This window comes from Methylophilus sp. 42, assembly GCF_000384155.1.
In the GTDB taxonomy this organism is placed as follows: domain Bacteria; phylum Pseudomonadota; class Gammaproteobacteria; order Burkholderiales; family Methylophilaceae; genus Methylophilus.
Map to the genome: position 1 here is coordinate 549305 of NZ_KB913031.1, position 16855 is coordinate 566159.

Genomic DNA, 16855 nt, shown 5'->3' on the forward strand with positions numbered 1-16855 from the left:
TTTTTCATGACAGCTTTTTGCCAGTGTGGCAGGACTTGCTGTAAAATGAACGCAATATTTGCAAACTCTCTGTGATCACCTTTCCTCTCTTATATGTCACGTCAAGCTGAAGTCACGCGTAATACGCTAGAAACACAAATTACCGTCTCGATTAACCTCGATGGCACCGGCCAATCAGACTTGCACAGCGGTTTGGGCTTTTTAGACCACATGCTGGATCAAATTGCCCGTCACGGCATGATTGATTTAAAGATTCATGCCAACGGTGACTTGCATATCGATGCACATCACACGGTTGAAGACATTGGCATCACGCTCGGTCAGGCGTTTACCAAAGCATTGGGTGATAAAAAAGGCTTGACCCGTTACGGTCATAGTTATGTGCCACTGGACGAGGCCTTGAGCCGTGTGGCGCTGGATCTGTCTGGCCGCCCGGGTTTGGCGTTTGATTGCACCTTCACGCGCGCCATGATCGGCGAGTTTGATGTGGACCTGATTCATGAATTCTTCCAGGGCTTTGTCAATCATGCACTGGTGACACTGCATATTGATAACCTCAAGGGTCATAATGCCCATCATCAGGCAGAGACCATATTCAAAGCCTTTGGTCGTGCGCTGCGTATCGCCGCGACCCCAGATCCACGTATGGCAGGATTGATGCCATCTACCAAGGGTGCGTTATAACGCCTGATTGCTAACCATGAGTCGCTTGCAAGTTGCCATTGTTGATTATGGCATGGGTAATTTAAGATCGGTGGCCAACGCTTTTAAAGCGGTGGCCCCTTCCATTTCTGTCGCCGTCACCAGCGATCCTGAGCAGATTGCACAGGCGGAGCGCGTGGTGTTTCCTGGACAAGGTGCGATGCCGGATTGTATCCGTGAGCTCGATGCACGCCATTTACGCCAGGCGGTGATCGATGCGACACAACAAAAACCGTTTTTAGGTATTTGCATCGGTTTACAGATGCTGTTTGAGCATTCGGAAGAGGGTGATGTGCCTGGTTTGGGTGTCTACCGCGGTGAAGTGAAGCGCTTTCCTGCAGACAAAATGCATGATGAGCAAGGTGCTAAACTGAAAGTGCCGCATATGGGCTGGAGTCAGGTGCATCAAACACAGGCCCATGCTCTGTGGTCCGAGATCCCGGATCAGGCGCGCTTTTATTATGTGCATAGTTATTATGTCGCACCAGAAGAGGCTACGTTAACCGCTGCCACGACAGCTTATCCGTTCGATTATACGGGCGCGATTGCGCGTGATAATGTGTTTGCCGTACAGTTTCACCCGGAAAAGAGCGCCAATGCAGGCTTGCAACTTTTGCGTAATTTTGTAAACTGGAAACCCTAAACGGATTTTCAGTCGTTTTAGTCACTACTCGTTATTTATCTATTGAAAACAACATGTTAATTATTCCAGCAATTGATTTGAAAGATGGCCACTGCGTCCGTTTGAAGCAGGGCCTGATGGAAGAGTCCACAGTATTTTCCGAAGACCCGGGCGCTATGGCACGGCATTGGGTAGATAAAGGCGGTAAACGTTTGCACCTGGTAGATTTGAACGGTGCGTTTGCCGGAAAACCCGTCAACGAAGATGCGATCAAGTCTATTGTCGCCGCTGTGGGTGGGGATATCCCTATCCAGTTGGGTGGTGGCATTCGTGACCTCGACACTATTGAGCGTTACCTGGATGACGGTATCGGTTATGTCATCATCGGCACGGCTGCGGTTAAAAATCCAGGTTTCTTGCACGAAGCCTGCTACGCCTTCCCTGGCCAGATTATGGTCGGCCTGGATGCCAAGGATGGCAAAGTCGCTGTCGATGGCTGGTCCAAATTGACTGGTCACGACGTGATTGACCTGGCGAAAAAGTTTGAAGACTACGGCGTGGAAAGCATTGTCTATACAGACATTGGCCGCGATGGCATGCTGACGGGCGTCAATATTGAAGCTACAGTTGCGCTGGCGCAGGCATTAACCATTCCTGTCATCGCCAGTGGCGGTGTCACCAATCTGGATGACGTGCGCAAACTGTGTGCGGTGCAGGATGAGGGCATTATCGGTACGATCACTGGCCGAGCCATTTATGAAGGCACGCTCGACTTCGCGGCAGCACAACAGTTGGCTGATCAGCTGAGCGGTCAATAATGGGCTGTGCCAAACGCATTATTCCTTGCCTGGATGTCACTGATGGCCGTGTGGTCAAAGGGGTGAATTTCCTGGAGTTGCGCGATGCCGGTGATCCGGTCGAAATCGCGCAACGCTACAACGATCAAGGCGCTGATGAGCTGACTTTTCTGGATATTACTGCCAGCTCTGATAACCGCGACCTGATTTTGCACATTATAGAACGTGTCGCCGAACAGATATTTATCCCACTCACCGTTGGTGGTGGCGTGCGTAAGGTGGAGGATGTGCGCCGCTTGCTTAATGCCGGTGCAGATAAGGTCAGTATCAATACAACGGCGGTGCTCAATCCACAAGTGGTTGAAGATGCGGCCAGCCGCTTTGGTTCGCAATGTATCGTGGTGGCGATTGATGCCAAAAAAGTAGATAACCAGCCGTTTGAGTGGGAAGTGTTCACGCATGGTGGCCGCAACCCCACTGGCTTGGATGCCGTAAAGTGGGCGCAAAAAATGGTCAGCCTGGGCGCGGGTGAATTGCTGGTGACCAGCATGGATCGCGATGGCACTAAAATTGGCTTCAATAACCCGCTCAACAAGGCGATTAGTGATGCCGTCGATGTCCCATTGATTGCCTCTGGCGGCGTTGGTAATTTGCAGCACCTGGTGGATGGCGTGACGATGGGTGGCGCCGATGCGGTGTTGGCAGCAAGTATTTTTCACTATGGTGAATTCACAGTACAACAGGCCAAAGACTATATGCGTGAACACGGACTGGAAGTGCGATGAGCTGGCTGGATCAAGTCGCCTGGACGGCTGACGGCCTGGTGCCTGTGATTGCCCAGGAAAAAGATACAGGCAAAATTCTGATGTTTGCCTGGATGAATCGCGAAGCTTTACAGCTGACGCGCGATACCGGGCATGCGGTGTATTTCTCCCGTTCGCGCAATAAATTGTGGCATAAGGGTGAAGAGTCCGGCCATACGCAAATCGTGCATGATATCCGCCTTGATTGCGACGACGACGTCGTCTTGATTACTGTCGAACAACTGGGCGGGATTGCTTGTCATACTGGTCGACACAATTGCTTTTTTCAGCAGTTGCAAGATGATGCCTGGGTCACGGTAGAGCCGGTGATCAAAGATCCGAAAGCGATTTACCATGAGTGATGTCTTAAACCGACTGTCTGAATTGATGGAGCAGCGTAAAACGGCCGACCCATCTTCTTCTTACGTTGCTAAACTCTATGCCAAAGGCATGGACAGCATCCTGAAAAAAATAGGCGAAGAAGCGACTGAAACCGTGATTGCGGCCAAGGGCGGTAAAGCTGAAGAAATTATTTATGAAACTGCCGATTTGTGGTTTCATACCTTGGTGATGTTGAGTCATGCCGGACTCAGTGCGCAGGACGTGCTCGATGAGCTGGCGCGCCGTGAAGGCTTATCTGGCATTGCAGAGAAAGCGAGCAGAACAGAATGAGTGCAGATTGTATTTTTTGCAAAATCGCTGCTGGCAATATTCGATCTAAAACAATTTATGAGGACGAAGATGTCATTGTGTTCCACGATATTCGTCCCTTGGCAAAAACGCATTTCCTGATTGTGCCCAAAGCACACATCGAAACACTGAAAGACTGTACAGCCGAGCATCAGGCGTTGTTGGGCAAGATGATGTTGTTAGCGGCCAAACTGGCGGCTGAACAAGGCCTGGTTGGTTATAAAACGGTGATGAATGTGGGTCGTGAAGGCGGTCAGGAAGTGTTTCATATTCATCTGCACGTGTTTGGCGGCGGCGCAGTTGCTTAGTACCACCAGACAAGATAAAGGAGATTACCATGGGTTCATTTAGTTTGTGGCATTGGCTGATTGTATTGCTGATTGTGGTGTTGGTATTTGGCACCAAGAAGCTGCGTAATATTGGCGGTGATGTCGGCGGTGCGGTGAATGAATTTAAAAAAGCCGTCAATGAAGGCAAGGCGGAGTCCAAGCCTGAAGAGTTGTCTGACAAAAACAAATAAGTGCTGACGCATTGTGTTTGATATTTCATTCTCAGAATTGCTGGTCATTGCTTTGGTTGCCCTGGTAGTTATCGGGCCGGAGAAGTTGCCAAAAGTCGCCCGCACTGCGGGCGCTTTTTTTGGTCGTTTGCAGCGCTTTGTCACGCAAGTGAAGGACGAAGTGAATCGCGAAACGCGTTTTGCTGAACTGCAAACGCTGCAGCAAGAAGTGCAGTCCGGCTTGCGGCAAGGCTATGATGAGATTGAGCAAAGCATTCTGCCGCCGGTGATGGCGGAAGCGGCAGCGAATAAAACGCCGGTGAGCGAAGCAGTTGAGGCGACCGTGGTGGATGTCGATGTTGTCACGGTCAAAAAACCACGCAAGCCGCGTCAGCGTAAGCCTGTTGCGAATGCTGAGGAAACAATTACCGAAGTCGCTCAACCAGCGGCAGAGCATAAATTGCTGGATGCCGATCCGCAGGCGGAGTTGTTTGCTGTCGCTGCGGAAGATCAGAAGAAACCGCGCCGTCCGCGCAATGCCGCCAAGAAAAATGACGATACAGCGCCAGTGTCTGAACACAAACCGCTTGCTTAAGCCGTTCCGGATTTCCCTTCTATCATGACGCCGACCGAAAGTTTTATCTCCCACCTGATCGAATTGCGCCATCGTTTGTTGCGAGCGATTGTAGGATGGCTGGTGGTGTTTGCTGCCTTGTTCCCTTTTGCCGATCGACTGTATAGCTTGCTGGCCGCACCGTTGCTGGCCAAATTGCCACAAGGCGCACAAATGATCGCGACCGCAGTCACCACGCCGTTTTTTGTGCCGATGAAAGTTACCATGCTGACGGCATTCCTGATCGCGTTGCCATGGATGATTTATCAATGCTGGGCTTTTGTTGCGCCTGGTTTATATGCACATGAAAAACGATTGATCCGCCCCTTGTTGGCATCGGCAGTGGCTTTGTTTTTTATCGGTATGGCCTTTGCCTATTTTGTGGTGTTTCCTGTTGTGTTTAGCTTTTTAGTGGGTAGTGCACCGGCTGGTGTGACGGTGATGACGGACATTGCCGAATATCTTGATTTTGTGATTGGCCTGTTCCTGGCCTTTGGGTTTGCGTTTGAGGTGCCGATTGCTGTAGTGTTGATGGCGCTCATGGGCTGGGTCACGCTGGCACAACTCAAAGAATCACGCTCTTATGTCATCGTGGGTGCTTTTGTACTGGGGGCGATTTTCACGCCGCCAGATATCGTTTCCCAGTGTATGTTGGCCATCCCGTTGTGGTTGCTCTATGAAATTGGTCTGCTGGTAGTGCGCTGGCTACCGCAACCAGCCGCCAGCGACTCTGCTATCAACTAAGCTATTGCGGGATTTTACTCGGTAGTGGGCGCTTACCTACGACCAATGCAATATTCACTTTCTTGCCGGCGCGTATGATGGATAAGGTGGCTTTTTCGCGTGGCTTGAGCATGGCAATAATATTCAGCATGGACTGACTGTCTGCCACAGGCTTATCATCAATACCCACCAGAATATCGCCAGGACGCAATCCGGCACGATCAGCCGGGCTATCCAGCAACACGCCTGCAATCAGTGAGCCGTTAGCCGTTTTCAGGTTAAATGACTCTGCCAGCTCAGGGGTGATGTCTTGGGCTTCAATCCCGATCCAGCCACGTGTGACCGTGCCGCTGGAGCTGATTTGTTCCATGACCTGTTTGGCAATACTGACCGGAATGGCAAAGCCGATGCCCATGCTGCCGCCGTTGCGCGAATAAATCGCACTGTTGATGCCAATCAGGCTGCCGTTGACGTCTATGAGCGCGCCGCCAGAGTTGCCCGGGTTAATCGAGGCGTCCGTCTGGATAAAGTTTTCAAAGGTATTAATACCCAAATGGTTGCGGCCCAGTGCGCTGATAATGCCTTGGGTCACGGTCTGGCCGACGCCGAACGGGTTGCCAATGGCCAGCACGACATCGCCGACTTTCATTTGGTCGCTATTGCTAAAGGTAATCGCTGGCAGATTTTTGCGGTCAATTTTTAGCACCGCCAGGTCTGTGTCCGGGTCGGTGCCAACCACGGTAGCGGACGATTTGCTGCCATCACTTAGGGCTACTTCAATCTGGTCGGCCGAGCTGATGACGTGGTTGTTGGTCAGGATCAGGCCGTCAGCGCTGACAATCACGCCGCTACCCAGGCTGTTTTCTGGCTGCTCGTCCTCTTCTTCCATTTCGTCACCGAAAAAGTGACGGAACAGCGGGTCATTTTTTAAGGCATGGTGAGGATCCTGGCTAATACGCGCGGTGGTGAATATATTGACCACCGAGGGCATGGCTTTACTGACCGCTGTACGGTAGCCGTTTTTTGCAATGGCAGCGGTAGTGTTGCTGGCGGCTTGTTTGGTGACTGCTGGTTGGCTGGGTTGTGTTAATACGCCGGGATAAAATAACTTCAAGACAAACAAAATGCCCAGACAAACGGTGACGGCTTGTGAGAAGATAGACCAGAGATGTCGCATAATTGCAAAAGTAAGTGAATGTCTTAACAAATGCCTAGTATATATGAGAGTCAGAGATGGAATTGAATCTTCTTGTCACTGAGTTAGCCAATTTTTTACAAGTTGGCAAATTTCAAGATTATTGCCCAAATGGTTTACAGGTAGAAGGTCGACCGCAAGTCAGGCGTATTGTCAGTGGCGTGACGGCTAGCCAGGCCTTGATTGAGGCGGCGATTGCGGCAGATGCCGATGCGATTCTGGTACACCATGGATACTTTTGGCGTGGTGAGGCTGCGGAGGTGACAGGCCTGAAGCGTCAGCGCTTAAAACGCCTGCTGACACATGATCTGAGTCTGTTGGCCTATCATTTGCCGCTGGATGCGCATGCTGAGGTAGGTAATAACGTGCAACTGGGCAAGGTGTTCGAGTGGTCAATCACACGTTATCTTGATGATAAAAACATGTTGCCAGTGGCTGAGTTGCCACAAGCCATGACGCTCGTGCAGCTGGGTGAGTATGTGAGCACTTGCCTGGGGCGACAGGCGCAGTTGCTGGGCGATCCGCAAAAACAGGTGCGAACAGTGGCCTGGTGTACGGGGGCGGCGCAATCCTATATCCAGCAGGTGGTGAATGCCGGCGTGGACGTGTTTATCAGTGGTGAGGTCTCGGAGCAAACCTGGCACACCGTGTGCGAAACTGATACGGCTTACATTAGTGCTGGCCATCACGCCACTGAGCGCTATGGCGTGCAGGCCCTGGGGCAATGGATCGCCGAAAAGTATGGCATTGAGCACATTTATGTTGAGCTGGATAACCCGGTTTAGTTGATTAATATCAATGACTTATTGAATTAAATTTGGCTTGTTTCTGCGAAAAATGTATAATCGCGACTCAAGTTTTGATCACACTGTTGCCCCAAAAGGGTAGATTAAGGAAGCCAATGTCAGAAAACAAAATTGACAACAACTGTTTGTCGTTTTGCCAGCCATCTGAGGTGGATTTGCAAAAACGCGACTTCTTGGTGAAAGCCACGGCGGCTACAGGCGCTGTGGGTGTTGCTGCTGTTGCGGTGCCGTTTGTCGGCAGCATGTTGCCGAGTGAGCGCGCCAAAGCGGCCGGTGCACCTGTGGAGGTGGATATCAGCAAGCTGAAGCCAGGTGAGAAAATGACGGCCGAGTGGCGCGGTCAGCCAGTATGGATTGTGCGCCGTACACCAGAAATGCTGGCCAAACTGGTTAAGCATGACGATCAGTTGTCTGATCCTAACCTGGAAGTACCACAACAGCCTGAATACTGTAAAAACAAAGATCGTTCAATTAAGCCTGAATACGCTGTGATGTTGGGTACATGCACGCATTTGGGTTGCTCGCCAAACGATAACTTTGTAGAGACGGCGGAGTGGCCAGGTGGTTTTGTCTGTCCATGTCACGGCTCTAAATTCGACTTGTCCGGTCGTGTGTTCAAAGGTTCACCAGCACCCAAAAATCTGTTGATCCCACCACACCAGTACCTGACAGACACCACATTGCTGATTGGTGAAGATAAAAAGGCGGAGGCTTAAATATCATGGCAAATAATAATAAAACGATTGCCGCTGGCGTGCTGGATTGGGTAGATGCCCGTTTCCCGCTGACCAGTACTATCAAGGGACATCTGACCGAGTATTACGCGCCAAAAAATTTCAACTTCTGGTATTTTTTTGGTTCTTTGGCTTTATTGGTGCTGGTACTGCAAATCGTTACCGGTATCTTTTTGACCATGAACTACAAGCCGGATGCTGAATTGGCATTTGCTTCAGTGGAATACATCATGCGCGATGTGTTCGGTGGCAACATTATTCGCTATATGCACTCTACCGGCGCTTCCATGTTCTTTGTGGTGGTTTACCTGCACATGTTCCGTGGCATTATTTACGGCTCATACAGAACGCCACGTGAACTGATCTGGTTGTTTGGTGTGGGTATTTTCCTGGTGTTGATGGGTGAGGCGTTCTTCGGCTACCTGCTGCCATGGGGTCAAATGTCCTACTGGGGTGCGCAGGTGATTGTGAACCTGTTCTCTACCGTGCCATTCATCGGTCCTGACTTGTCCGAGTGGTTGCGTGGTGACTATCTGGTGTCTGATGCAACCTTGAACCGCTTCTTTGCTTTCCACGTGATTGCCTTGCCGTTAGTGCTGTTGGGCCTGGTCGCTGTGCATATCGTCGCTTTGCACGAGGTTGGCTCTAATAACCCTGATGGCGTTGAAATCAAAAAGCATAAAGATAAGGCAACCGGTATTCCACTGGATGGCATTCCTTTCCATCCTTACTACTCGGTAAAAGACCTGGTAGGTGTGGTCGCGTTCCTGATGGTGTTCTTTGCCATCGTGTTCTTTATGCCGGAGATGGGTGGTTACTTCCTTGAAGCCAACAACTTTGTGCCGGCTGATCCGCTGAAAACGCCGGCACACATTGCACCGGTATGGTACTTCACGCCTTATTACTCCATCTTGCGCGCCGTGCCGCCAATCGGTATTTCGCAATTCCCCGGAGTAGTGGCGATGGGCTTGTCAGTTGTTGCATTTGCCTTCCTGCCCTGGTTGGACAGAAGCCCGGTGAAGTCGATTCGCTACCGTGGCAAATTGTACAAGCGCTGGTTGACCGCCTTTGTTATCAGCTTTGTCATTCTGGGCTATCTGGGTACGGTTCCGGGCGATGTCTGGGGTCAGTTCGGGCCATGGCTGGGGGGCGCAGACCGTGCGACTGTGGTTGCCCGCATTTGTATGGCGATTTACTTTGCATATTTTGTATTAATGCCTTGGTACACCAAAAAAGATCAAACCAAGCCTGTGCCAGAAAGGGTGACATACTAATGATGAAGAAAATGTTTTTGCAGGCTTTTGCTAGCCTGACACTGCTGGTTTCTGGCGTGGCATTGGCCAATGAAGTGCACATTGATGTCAAGGCACCAATCAAGATGACGGATAAAGCGTCATTGCAGCGCGGCGCCAAGATTTTTGTCAATTACTGCTTGAATTGCCATAGTGCCAATTACATGCGCTACAACCGTTTGCAGGATATCGGCCTCACCGACAAACAGATCAAGGAAAACTTGCTGTTTGCCGGTGAAAAGGTTGGTGAGACCATGCGCGTCAGCATGAATCCTAAAGATGCCAAGAAATGGTTCGGTGCTGCACCGCCTGACTTGAGCGTTGAAGTGCGCGCGAGAGGCGCGGACTGGGTGTATGCCTATCTGCGTAGCTTCTACAAGGATGACACACGTCCAACCGGCTGGAATAACCAGGTGTTTGACAAAGTGGCAATGCCGCACGTGTTGTATGAGTTGCAGGGTGTGCAAGTGCTGGATCATGAAACACACACGCTGAAGCTGGAAAAAGCAGGCAAGCTGAGTCCTGAGGAGTACGACCAGTTTGCGGGTGATTTGACCAACTTCCTGGCATTTATGGCTGAGCCAGCCAAACAATCCCGCTACTGGATTGGCGTGCTGGTGTTGCTGTTCCTGTCTGTATTGTTCGTCTTGGTGAAGAAAATCAAAACCGAATACTGGAAAGATATTCGCTAATTGCAAACCAAGTCCGACACCAAGGCGTGAGGCCTTGGTGTCTTTTTTTATAGGGAAAATAAATTATGATGAGATTGTATTCGGGTACTGTCGATCCTTACAGTCACCGTTGCCGTATCGTATTGTTCGAAAAAGGCATGGATTTTGAAGTCATTGATGTTGACCTGACCAACAAAACCGAAGATTTGGCCATTTTGAATCCATATGGCGAAGTGCCGGTGTTGGTTGAGCGCGACCTCGTGTTGTCGGAAGCCAATATCATCAATGAGTATATTGATGAGCGCTTTCCACATCCGCAGTTAATGCCTGCGGATCCTGTGATGCGTGCGCGTGCGCGACTGTTCCTGTACAACTTTGAAAAAGACTTGTTCAGCCATATCAAGGATATTGAATCCAGTAATGAAGAGACGGCAGACAAGGCACGTAAAGTGGTGCGTGATAACCTGACGCAATTGGTGCCAATTTTTGGCAAGCAAAGTTACCTGATGGGGGATGAGTACTCCATGCTTGACGTTGCCATCACGCCATTGTTATGGCGCTTGGGCCATTACGGCATTGAGTTGCCAAATCAGGCTTCGCCATTGCTGAAATACGCAGAGCGCCTGTTCTCCCGCCCGATGTACGCGGAAGCCATGACGCCTTCTGAAAAGGCAATGCGTAAATAACGTCAGCCAGTCCCCCAAGCAGCGCGAATACCCTTCGCGCTGTTTTTTTAAGGAAATTCGCATGAGCACCCTGATCCCTACCACCGCTTACCTGATACGTGCCATACATGAGTGGTGCGTTGATAATGGATTGACGCCACATCTGTTGGTGAAAGTCGATGCGCATACGCGGGTACCTATGGCCTATGTAAAAAATGGCGAGATTGTGCTCAACATGAATTACACGGCGGTGAAGGATCTGCATATTGATAACGATGCAGTAGTGTTTTCCGCCCGTTTCAGTGGGGTTGCACAGCATATATATGTGCCAATTAGCCGGGTAGGGGGCGTGTTCGCGCGCGAGAATGGCCAGGGCATGTTTTTTGAAGTAGTGGATGGTCAGGCCCCGGAGCCGGGAACCCGTGCTGCGATGCCAGTAGATGAGGTGCCGGAAGTGCCTGCTGCTAAAAAATCTCACCTCAAGGTAGTTAAGTAGAAAAGGGCCTGTTTGCCATCGTCTGTGGCGCGATTTGTCTATATGCAGAAACGACGTTGCATTTTTTCAGCGAAAAATAAAAAATTCTTAAAAAAGCACTAGATCACTTCCTAAAAAAAGTGATATAGTTGCGCCTTCCTGAAATGCCGGGTTAGCTCAGTTGGTAGAGCAGCGCACTTGTAATGCGAAGGTCATCAGTTCGATTCCGATACCCGGCACCAAATTTATGTTGGCTGACATTGACGTTAGCGGCATTAACCGCGATAATCGCGGTCGATTTTTTGGAGAGGTGGCCGAGTGGTTAAAGGCGACGGACTGTAAATCCGTTCTCTCTGAGTACGCTGGTTCGAATCCAGCCCTCTCCACCAAAAAATGATTGCCTGTAGGTATTGCTGTAAAGCGGGTCGGTGAGAACCCTCCTTGGGTGTTCTGCATAGTGCGGGTGTAGCTCAGTTGGTAGAGCACTTGCCTTCCAAGCAAGATGTCGCGAGTTCGAACCTCGTCGCCCGCTCCAACAATAACAATAGGCAAAACGCCCATGTGGCTCAGTGGTAGAGCACTCCCTTGGTAAGGGAGAGGTCGCGGGTCCGATTCCCGCCATGGGCACCAGATTTGCTCTGTAAATCTACGGGGCTTGGTAAGTAGTCGCGTGCAAGGGTGCTGTCATCCGCGTCGCATAATTTGTGAAAACAATTATTGGCTTTATTTAGTACTAATAAAGGAAAAACATCATGGCAAAAGGCAAATTTGAACGTACCAAGCCACACGTGAACGTTGGTACGATTGGTCACGTTGACCACGGTAAGACGACATTGACAGCGGCGATCACCACTGTATTGACGAAGAAATTTGGCGGCGAAGCAAAAGCTTACGACCAAATTGACGCGGCACCAGAAGAAAAAGCACGTGGTATTACGATTAACACAGCGCACGTTGAGTACGAGACAGCTTCACGTCACTACGCACACGTTGACTGTCCAGGTCACGCTGACTACGTTAAAAATATGATTACCGGTGCTGCCCAGATGGACGGCGCGATCCTGGTATGTTCAGCTGCTGACGGCCCAATGCCACAAACACGTGAACACATCCTGTTGGCCCGCCAAGTTGGTGTTCCATACATCGTTGTGTTCCTGAACAAAGCGGACATGGTTGATGATGCTGAGTTGTTGGAGCTGGTTGAGATGGAAGTGCGTGACTTGCTGAGCAAGTATGACTTCCCAGGTGATGACACCCCAATCATCCACGGTTCAGCAAAATTGGCGCTGGAAGGCGACCAATCAGACATCGGCGAACCAGCGATCTTCAAATTGGCTGAAGCGTTAGACAGCTACATCCCAACACCAGAGCGCGCAATCGACGGCGCATTCCTGATGCCAGTAGAAGACGTATTCTCTATCTCTGGTCGTGGTACTGTAGTAACCGGCCGTATCGAGCGTGGTATTGTTAAAGTCGGCGACGAAATCGAAATCGTAGGTATCAAGCCAACACTGAAAACAACATGTACTGGTGTTGAAATGTTCCGTAAACTGCTGGACCAAGGTCAAGCAGGCGACAACGTAGGCGTATTGCTGCGTGGTACTAAGCGTGAAGAAGTTGAGCGTGGTCAAGTATTGTCCAAATCAGGTTCTATCAAGCCACACACCAAGTTCACAGCAGAGATCTACGTGTTGGGTAAAGATGAAGGTGGTCGTCATACACCATTCTTCAACGGCTACCGTCCACAGTTCTACTTCCGTACAACTGACGTAACTGGTGCAGTTGAATTGCCAGCAGGTACCGAAATGGTAATGCCAGGTGACAACGTATCCATCTCAGTTGCACTGATTGCCCCAATCGCGATGGAAGAAGGCTTGCGCTTCGCTATCCGTGAAGGTGGTCGTACCGTTGGTGCTGGCGTCGTTGCCAAAATCATCGAGTAATAGTTGATGTATGTGAAAGCTGCGCTACAACCCGTGCAGCTTTCGCTTTAAAGAGTACAGGCCAATAGCTCAATTGGTAGAGTATCGGTCTCCAAAACCGAGGGTTGGGGGTTCGAGACCCTCTTGGCCTGCCAAACACCCAGAATAATCTGAGGTGTTAATCATAAAGTTAAGTATATGATCGATAAAATCAAACTGGCTTTATCCCTGTTGTTACTAGCTTTAGGGATCGCCGGTTTTTATCTTTTTGAAGATAAAGCAATGGTTATTAGGATACTTGCCGTATTGGCAGGTATTGTCGCGTCTGTAGCAGTGGCGTGGACTGCGCCGCAAGGCAAGCAGGCGCTAGGCTTTTTTAATGAGTCTGTTGCTGAGGCCAAGCGTGTTGTCTGGCCAACGCGTCAGGAAACGTTGCAAACCACATTGGCGGTTGTTGTGCTGGTTGTGATCATGGCAGCATTCCTGGCATTGGTCGATATCAGCTTCGCCTACATGGTGCAATGGATTATGGGTAAAGGAGCTTAATGTCTATGCGTTGGTATGCAGTTCAAGCTTTCTCCGGCATGGAAAAATCCGTGAAAGCCGGTTTGGAAGAGCGCATCATCAGATCTAATTTGCAAGATCAGTTCGGTGACATTCTGGTGCCCGTTGAAGAGGTGGTTGAGCTAAAGAATGGTCAGAAGACTATTTCTGAGCGTCGCCTGTATCCTGGCTATGTGCTGGTACAGATGGAAATGACTGATGAGAGCTGGCACTTGGTAAGAAGTACACCAAGAGTGACCTCATTCATCGGTGGTACGGCGCAACGTCCAACCCCGATTAAAGACAAAGAAGTAGAAATTATTCTGCGTCGTATGGATGACAGCAAGTCGAATCCAACGCAGAAAATGACCTTTGAAAAAGGCGAAAGCGTCCGTGTGGTCGATGGCCCATTCAAGGATTTCTCTGGTAGCGTCGAAGAAATCAATTACGACAAAAACAAACTGCGTGTTTCCGTGGTTATTTTTGGTCGTGCGACACCAGTTGAACTGGATTTTGCACAGGTAGAAAAAGAAGTCTAGTTGTGCAGTTTTCGACTGCCTTTGGTGGGTGGTCGATATTTTTAACGGGGAGCCTGCTCAAGGCGATATTACCCATTTTAGGAGTCAAACATGGCAAAGAAAGTCATTGGCTACATCAAGCTGCAGATCCCTGCAGGTAAAGCCAACCCAAGCCCACCAGTCGGTCCAGCACTGGGTCAACGTGGTCTGAACATCATGGAATTCTGTAAAGCGTTTAACGCTGCAACGCAAGGCGTAGAGCCAGGCTTGCCAATTCCAGTAGTGATCACTGCATTTGCAGACAAGAGCTTCACTTTTGTGATGAAAACCCCTCCGGCAACCGTGCTGATCAAAAAAGCGGCCAAGCTGGAAAAAGGGTCTGCTCGTCCTCATACCGACAAAGTTGGCAAGATTACGCGTGCACAAGCTGAAGAAATTGCTAAAACAAAACAGCCTGACCTGACGGCAGCTGACTTGGATGCCGCTGTACGCACCATCGCTGGTAGCGCACGCAGCATGGGTATCGAAGTGGAGGGTGTATAACATGGCTAAAAGAATTGATGCATTGCGTGCGAAAATCGACCGCAACAAATTATATCCAGTGGCTGATGCCCTGAACCTAGTTAAAGAAGGCGCTTCAGCTAAATTTAACGAGTCTGTTGATGCTGTGATTAACCTGGGTATTGACCCACGTAAATCTGACCAGCTGGTTCGCGGTGCGATCGTATTGCCTAACGGTACTGGTAAAACTGTGCGCGTGGCTGTATTTGCACAAGGCGTGCAAGCTGAAGCGGCTAAAGCGGCTGGTGCTGACATCGTTGGTTTCGAAGACCTGGCTGAACAAGTTAAAGGCGGCATGCTGGACTTTGACGTTGCGATTGCAACGCCTGATGCGATGCGTATCGTTGGTGCCTTGGGTCAAGTATTGGGTCCACGTGGTTTGATGCCAAACCCAAAAGTGGGTACCGTGACACCAGACGCAGCGACTGCTGTTAAAAATGCTAAAGCCGGTCAAGTACAATATCGTACTGACAAGGGTGGTATCGTGCATTGCACGATCGGCCGTGCTTCTTTCACAACTGAGCAATTGCAAGGTAACTTGTCTGCTTTGGTTGATGCATTGAACAAAGCCAAGCCAACCAGCTCAAAAGGTGTTTACCTGAAAAAATTGTCCGTTTCCAGCACCATGGGTCCTGGCGTACGTGTCGATCAAGCATCAGTTGTAGCGTAATTTAAAGTCCCGGACGACGACGTCCGGGCAAGAACTTTGGGCTTGAGTGTCTGCTGCGCTATCAGCGCAAGCACTCAAGAGCATCAAAGACCGTTGGTGGTTAACTTAATGGATAGTTGAATGTAAATGGGCGAGCAATCCTCTGTTTACAGCAATTTGAAACCAACGCAGATGGCGATCCCCAGCACAGGATATTTCCATGCCCTGCACAAGGACGCCGTGAGTGGCCAGGTTATTTGACCTGGCTTTCATTAACGGAAGGAGAACAGACCTTGAGTCTTAATCTTACAGAGAAAAAAGAAGTCGTTGCCGAGGTGGCCGCTCAAGTGGCTAACGCACAAGCAATCGTACTTGCTGAGTATCGTGGTATTGGCGTAGCCAATATGACGAAACTGCGTGCTGATGCACGTGAAGCAGGTGTGTATCTGCGTGTGTTGAAAAACACCCTGGTTCGTCGTGCAGTAGAAGGTACGCCTTTTGCAGCATTGGCTGACGACATGGTTGGTCCACTGGTTTACGGTATTTCTACTGACCCAGTGGCTGCTGCTAAAGTGATGAACAACTTTGCCAAAAGCAATGAGCTGTTCACACTGAAAGCAGGCGCGATGCCTAATGAGCGTTTAGATGCTGCCGGCGTGCAAGCATTGGCCGCGACATTGAGCCGCGATGAGTTGCTGTCCAAACTGGCTGGCATGCTCAACGAAATCCCAACCAAGTTTGCTCGTGCCGTTGCAGCAGTACGCGACGAAAAAGAAAAGCAAGCGGCTTAATTTTAATCAAATTTATTTAGGAAATTTATCATGGCAATTTCAAATGCTGACATCTTGGATGCAATTGGTAGCAAGACTGTATTAGAACTGACAGAATTCATTAAAGAAATCGAAGAGAAGTTTGGTGTTTCTGCTGCTGCTGTTGCAGTTGCTGGTGGCGGTGCTGCTGCTCCAGCTGCAGCTGCTGCTGAGCAAACTGAATTCAACGTGATCTTGAATGGCGCTGGCGATAACAAAGTTAGCGTAATTAAAGCAGTGCGTGAATTGACAGGTCTGGGCTTGAAAGAAGCTAAAGACGTAGTTGATGGCGCACCTAAAGCAGTTAAAGAAGGCGTAAGCAAAGCTGACGCTGAAGCTGCTGTGAAGAAATTGATCGAAGCGGGCGCTACTGCTGAGATGAAATAATTCACAATTGTGAATCTGGCTGGGCTGACGGGAGACCGTCGGCCTTCGCCATTTCTGGCGTATGCAGATTGTCAAACCACTGACTTGCCAGAATAAATGTTGTAAATCCGGTGTTGTGGCCACATATAGTGAAAACTAAGTGGTTGATTTTTAATCGAAGTTAGATGTCAAAACATTGC

Annotated in this window: 24 protein-coding genes and 5 tRNA genes; 28 read left to right on the forward strand and 1 reads right to left on the reverse strand. The window is 49.8% G+C overall.

All coding sequences use genetic code 11. The features are described 5' to 3' along the window. Positions 1-93 precede the first annotated feature (93 nt). The 10 genes from hisB to tatC are packed head-to-tail and all read left to right on the forward strand — an operon-like array spanning position 94 to position 5470. A complete protein-coding gene (gene hisB, locus MET42_RS0102560; RefSeq protein WP_019881186.1) occupies positions 94-684 on the forward strand; it encodes an imidazoleglycerol-phosphate dehydratase HisB in 591 nt (196 codons plus the stop codon). Between the two features lie 16 nt (positions 685-700). Next, positions 701-1345, forward strand: a complete 645-nt coding sequence (gene hisH, locus MET42_RS0102565) for an imidazole glycerol phosphate synthase subunit HisH (protein WP_019881187.1) — start codon at positions 701-703, stop codon at positions 1343-1345. A gap of 53 nt (positions 1346-1398) precedes the next feature. Continuing rightward, positions 1399-2142 carry a 1-(5-phosphoribosyl)-5-[(5-phosphoribosylamino)methylideneamino]imidazole-4-carboxamide isomerase gene (gene hisA, locus MET42_RS0102570; protein WP_019881188.1) on the forward strand — a complete coding sequence of 248 codons (744 nt, stop codon included), beginning with the start codon at positions 1399-1401 and terminating at the stop codon, positions 2140-2142. Further along, positions 2142-2906, forward strand: a complete 765-nt coding sequence (hisF, locus tag MET42_RS0102575) for an imidazole glycerol phosphate synthase subunit HisF (protein ID WP_019881189.1) — start codon at positions 2142-2144, stop codon at positions 2904-2906. Before hisA ends, hisF begins: the two co-directional genes overlap by 1 nt. After that, a complete protein-coding gene (hisI, locus tag MET42_RS0102580; protein WP_019881191.1) occupies positions 2903-3286 on the forward strand; it encodes a phosphoribosyl-AMP cyclohydrolase in 384 nt (127 codons plus the stop codon). Before hisF ends, hisI begins: the two co-directional genes overlap by 4 nt. Beyond that, the gene (locus MET42_RS0102585; protein ID WP_019881192.1) at positions 3279-3596 is read left to right on the forward strand and encodes a phosphoribosyl-ATP diphosphatase; all 318 of its coding nucleotides are present in this window, start codon (positions 3279-3281) and stop codon (positions 3594-3596) included. The genes hisI and MET42_RS0102585 overlap by 8 nt, the downstream gene beginning before the upstream one ends. Further along, positions 3593-3922 (forward strand): histidine triad nucleotide-binding protein, encoded by a 330-nt coding sequence (locus tag MET42_RS0102590; RefSeq protein WP_019881193.1) that lies wholly within the window; start codon positions 3593-3595, stop codon positions 3920-3922. Before MET42_RS0102585 ends, MET42_RS0102590 begins: the two co-directional genes overlap by 4 nt. 29 nt (positions 3923-3951) lie before the next feature. Beyond that, entirely contained in the window at positions 3952-4134 is a 183-nt protein-coding gene (gene tatA, locus MET42_RS0102595; protein WP_019881194.1) for a Sec-independent protein translocase subunit TatA, read from the forward strand. Between the two features lie 13 nt (positions 4135-4147). Continuing rightward, a complete protein-coding gene (gene tatB / locus MET42_RS0102600) occupies positions 4148-4708 on the forward strand; it encodes a Sec-independent protein translocase protein TatB (RefSeq protein ID WP_019881195.1) in 561 nt (186 codons plus the stop codon). A 24-nt stretch (positions 4709-4732) separates the two neighbouring features. Then, on the forward strand, positions 4733-5470 hold the full coding sequence (gene tatC, locus MET42_RS0102605) for a twin-arginine translocase subunit TatC (protein WP_019881197.1): 738 nt from the start codon (positions 4733-4735) through the stop codon (positions 5468-5470). Between the two features lies 1 nt (position 5471). Here tatC and MET42_RS0102610 read toward each other — a convergent pair whose 3' ends face one another. Continuing rightward, positions 5472-6626: a S1C family serine protease gene (locus MET42_RS0102610; protein ID WP_019881198.1), complete on the reverse strand. Its 1155-nt coding sequence runs from the start codon at positions 6624-6626 to the stop codon at positions 5472-5474. A 56-nt stretch (positions 6627-6682) separates the two neighbouring features. Between MET42_RS0102610 and MET42_RS0102615 the strand changes: the two genes are divergently transcribed. The 18 genes from MET42_RS0102615 to rplL all read left to right on the forward strand — a co-directional run bounded on the left by MET42_RS0102615 (position 6683) and on the right by rplL (position 16676). After that, positions 6683-7429 carry a Nif3-like dinuclear metal center hexameric protein gene (locus MET42_RS0102615; RefSeq protein WP_019881199.1) on the forward strand — a complete coding sequence of 249 codons (747 nt, stop codon included), beginning with the start codon at positions 6683-6685 and terminating at the stop codon, positions 7427-7429. Positions 7430-7545: 116 nt separating this feature from the next. Next, the gene (gene petA / locus MET42_RS0102620; protein ID WP_019881200.1) at positions 7546-8166 is read left to right on the forward strand and encodes a ubiquinol-cytochrome c reductase iron-sulfur subunit; all 621 of its coding nucleotides are present in this window, start codon (positions 7546-7548) and stop codon (positions 8164-8166) included. A gap of 5 nt (positions 8167-8171) precedes the next feature. Next, positions 8172-9458 carry a cytochrome bc complex cytochrome b subunit gene (locus tag MET42_RS0102625; protein ID WP_019881201.1) on the forward strand — a complete coding sequence of 429 codons (1287 nt, stop codon included), beginning with the start codon at positions 8172-8174 and terminating at the stop codon, positions 9456-9458. Further along, positions 9458-10168: a cytochrome c1 gene (locus MET42_RS0102630; RefSeq protein ID WP_232411247.1), complete on the forward strand. Its 711-nt coding sequence runs from the start codon at positions 9458-9460 to the stop codon at positions 10166-10168. The genes MET42_RS0102625 and MET42_RS0102630 overlap by 1 nt, the downstream gene beginning before the upstream one ends. A gap of 65 nt (positions 10169-10233) precedes the next feature. After that, positions 10234-10833, forward strand: a complete 600-nt coding sequence (locus MET42_RS0102635; RefSeq protein ID WP_019881204.1) for a glutathione S-transferase N-terminal domain-containing protein — start codon at positions 10234-10236, stop codon at positions 10831-10833. Positions 10834-10894: 61 nt separating this feature from the next. Further along, on the forward strand, positions 10895-11308 hold the full coding sequence (locus tag MET42_RS0102640; protein WP_019881206.1) for a ClpXP protease specificity-enhancing factor: 414 nt from the start codon (positions 10895-10897) through the stop codon (positions 11306-11308). A gap of 145 nt (positions 11309-11453) precedes the next feature. Continuing rightward, a tRNA-Thr gene (locus MET42_RS0102645) sits at positions 11454-11529 on the forward strand. Positions 11530-11591: 62 nt separating this feature from the next. Beyond that, a tRNA-Tyr gene (locus MET42_RS0102650) sits at positions 11592-11676 on the forward strand. 70 nt (positions 11677-11746) lie between these two features. Then, positions 11747-11822, forward strand: a tRNA-Gly gene (locus MET42_RS0102655). Between the two features lie 20 nt (positions 11823-11842). After that, positions 11843-11917, forward strand: a tRNA-Thr gene (locus MET42_RS0102660). Between the two features lie 122 nt (positions 11918-12039). Further along, on the forward strand, positions 12040-13230 hold the full coding sequence (gene tuf, locus MET42_RS0102665) for an elongation factor Tu (RefSeq protein WP_019881207.1): 1191 nt from the start codon (positions 12040-12042) through the stop codon (positions 13228-13230). Between the two features lie 58 nt (positions 13231-13288). Beyond that, positions 13289-13364: transfer RNA gene (locus MET42_RS0102670), tRNA-Trp, on the forward strand. A gap of 43 nt (positions 13365-13407) precedes the next feature. Continuing rightward, entirely contained in the window at positions 13408-13755 is a 348-nt protein-coding gene (secE, locus tag MET42_RS0102675) for a preprotein translocase subunit SecE (RefSeq protein ID WP_019881208.1), read from the forward strand. Further along, positions 13755-14291: a transcription termination/antitermination protein NusG gene (gene nusG, locus MET42_RS0102680; RefSeq protein ID WP_019881209.1), complete on the forward strand. Its 537-nt coding sequence runs from the start codon at positions 13755-13757 to the stop codon at positions 14289-14291. Before secE ends, nusG begins: the two co-directional genes overlap by 1 nt. A gap of 90 nt (positions 14292-14381) precedes the next feature. After that, positions 14382-14813, forward strand: coding sequence for a 50S ribosomal protein L11 (gene rplK, locus MET42_RS0102685; RefSeq protein WP_018987686.1), 432 nt, complete (start codon positions 14382-14384; stop codon positions 14811-14813). 1 nt (position 14814) lies between these two features. Beyond that, entirely contained in the window at positions 14815-15501 is a 687-nt protein-coding gene (gene rplA / locus MET42_RS0102690; protein ID WP_019881210.1) for a 50S ribosomal protein L1, read from the forward strand. A gap of 272 nt (positions 15502-15773) precedes the next feature. Next, a complete protein-coding gene (gene rplJ, locus MET42_RS0102695) occupies positions 15774-16271 on the forward strand; it encodes a 50S ribosomal protein L10 (protein WP_019881211.1) in 498 nt (165 codons plus the stop codon). 30 nt (positions 16272-16301) lie between these two features. Beyond that, positions 16302-16676, forward strand: coding sequence for a 50S ribosomal protein L7/L12 (gene rplL / locus MET42_RS0102700; RefSeq protein WP_019881212.1), 375 nt, complete (start codon positions 16302-16304; stop codon positions 16674-16676). The last annotated feature ends 179 nt before the right edge of the window (positions 16677-16855 follow it).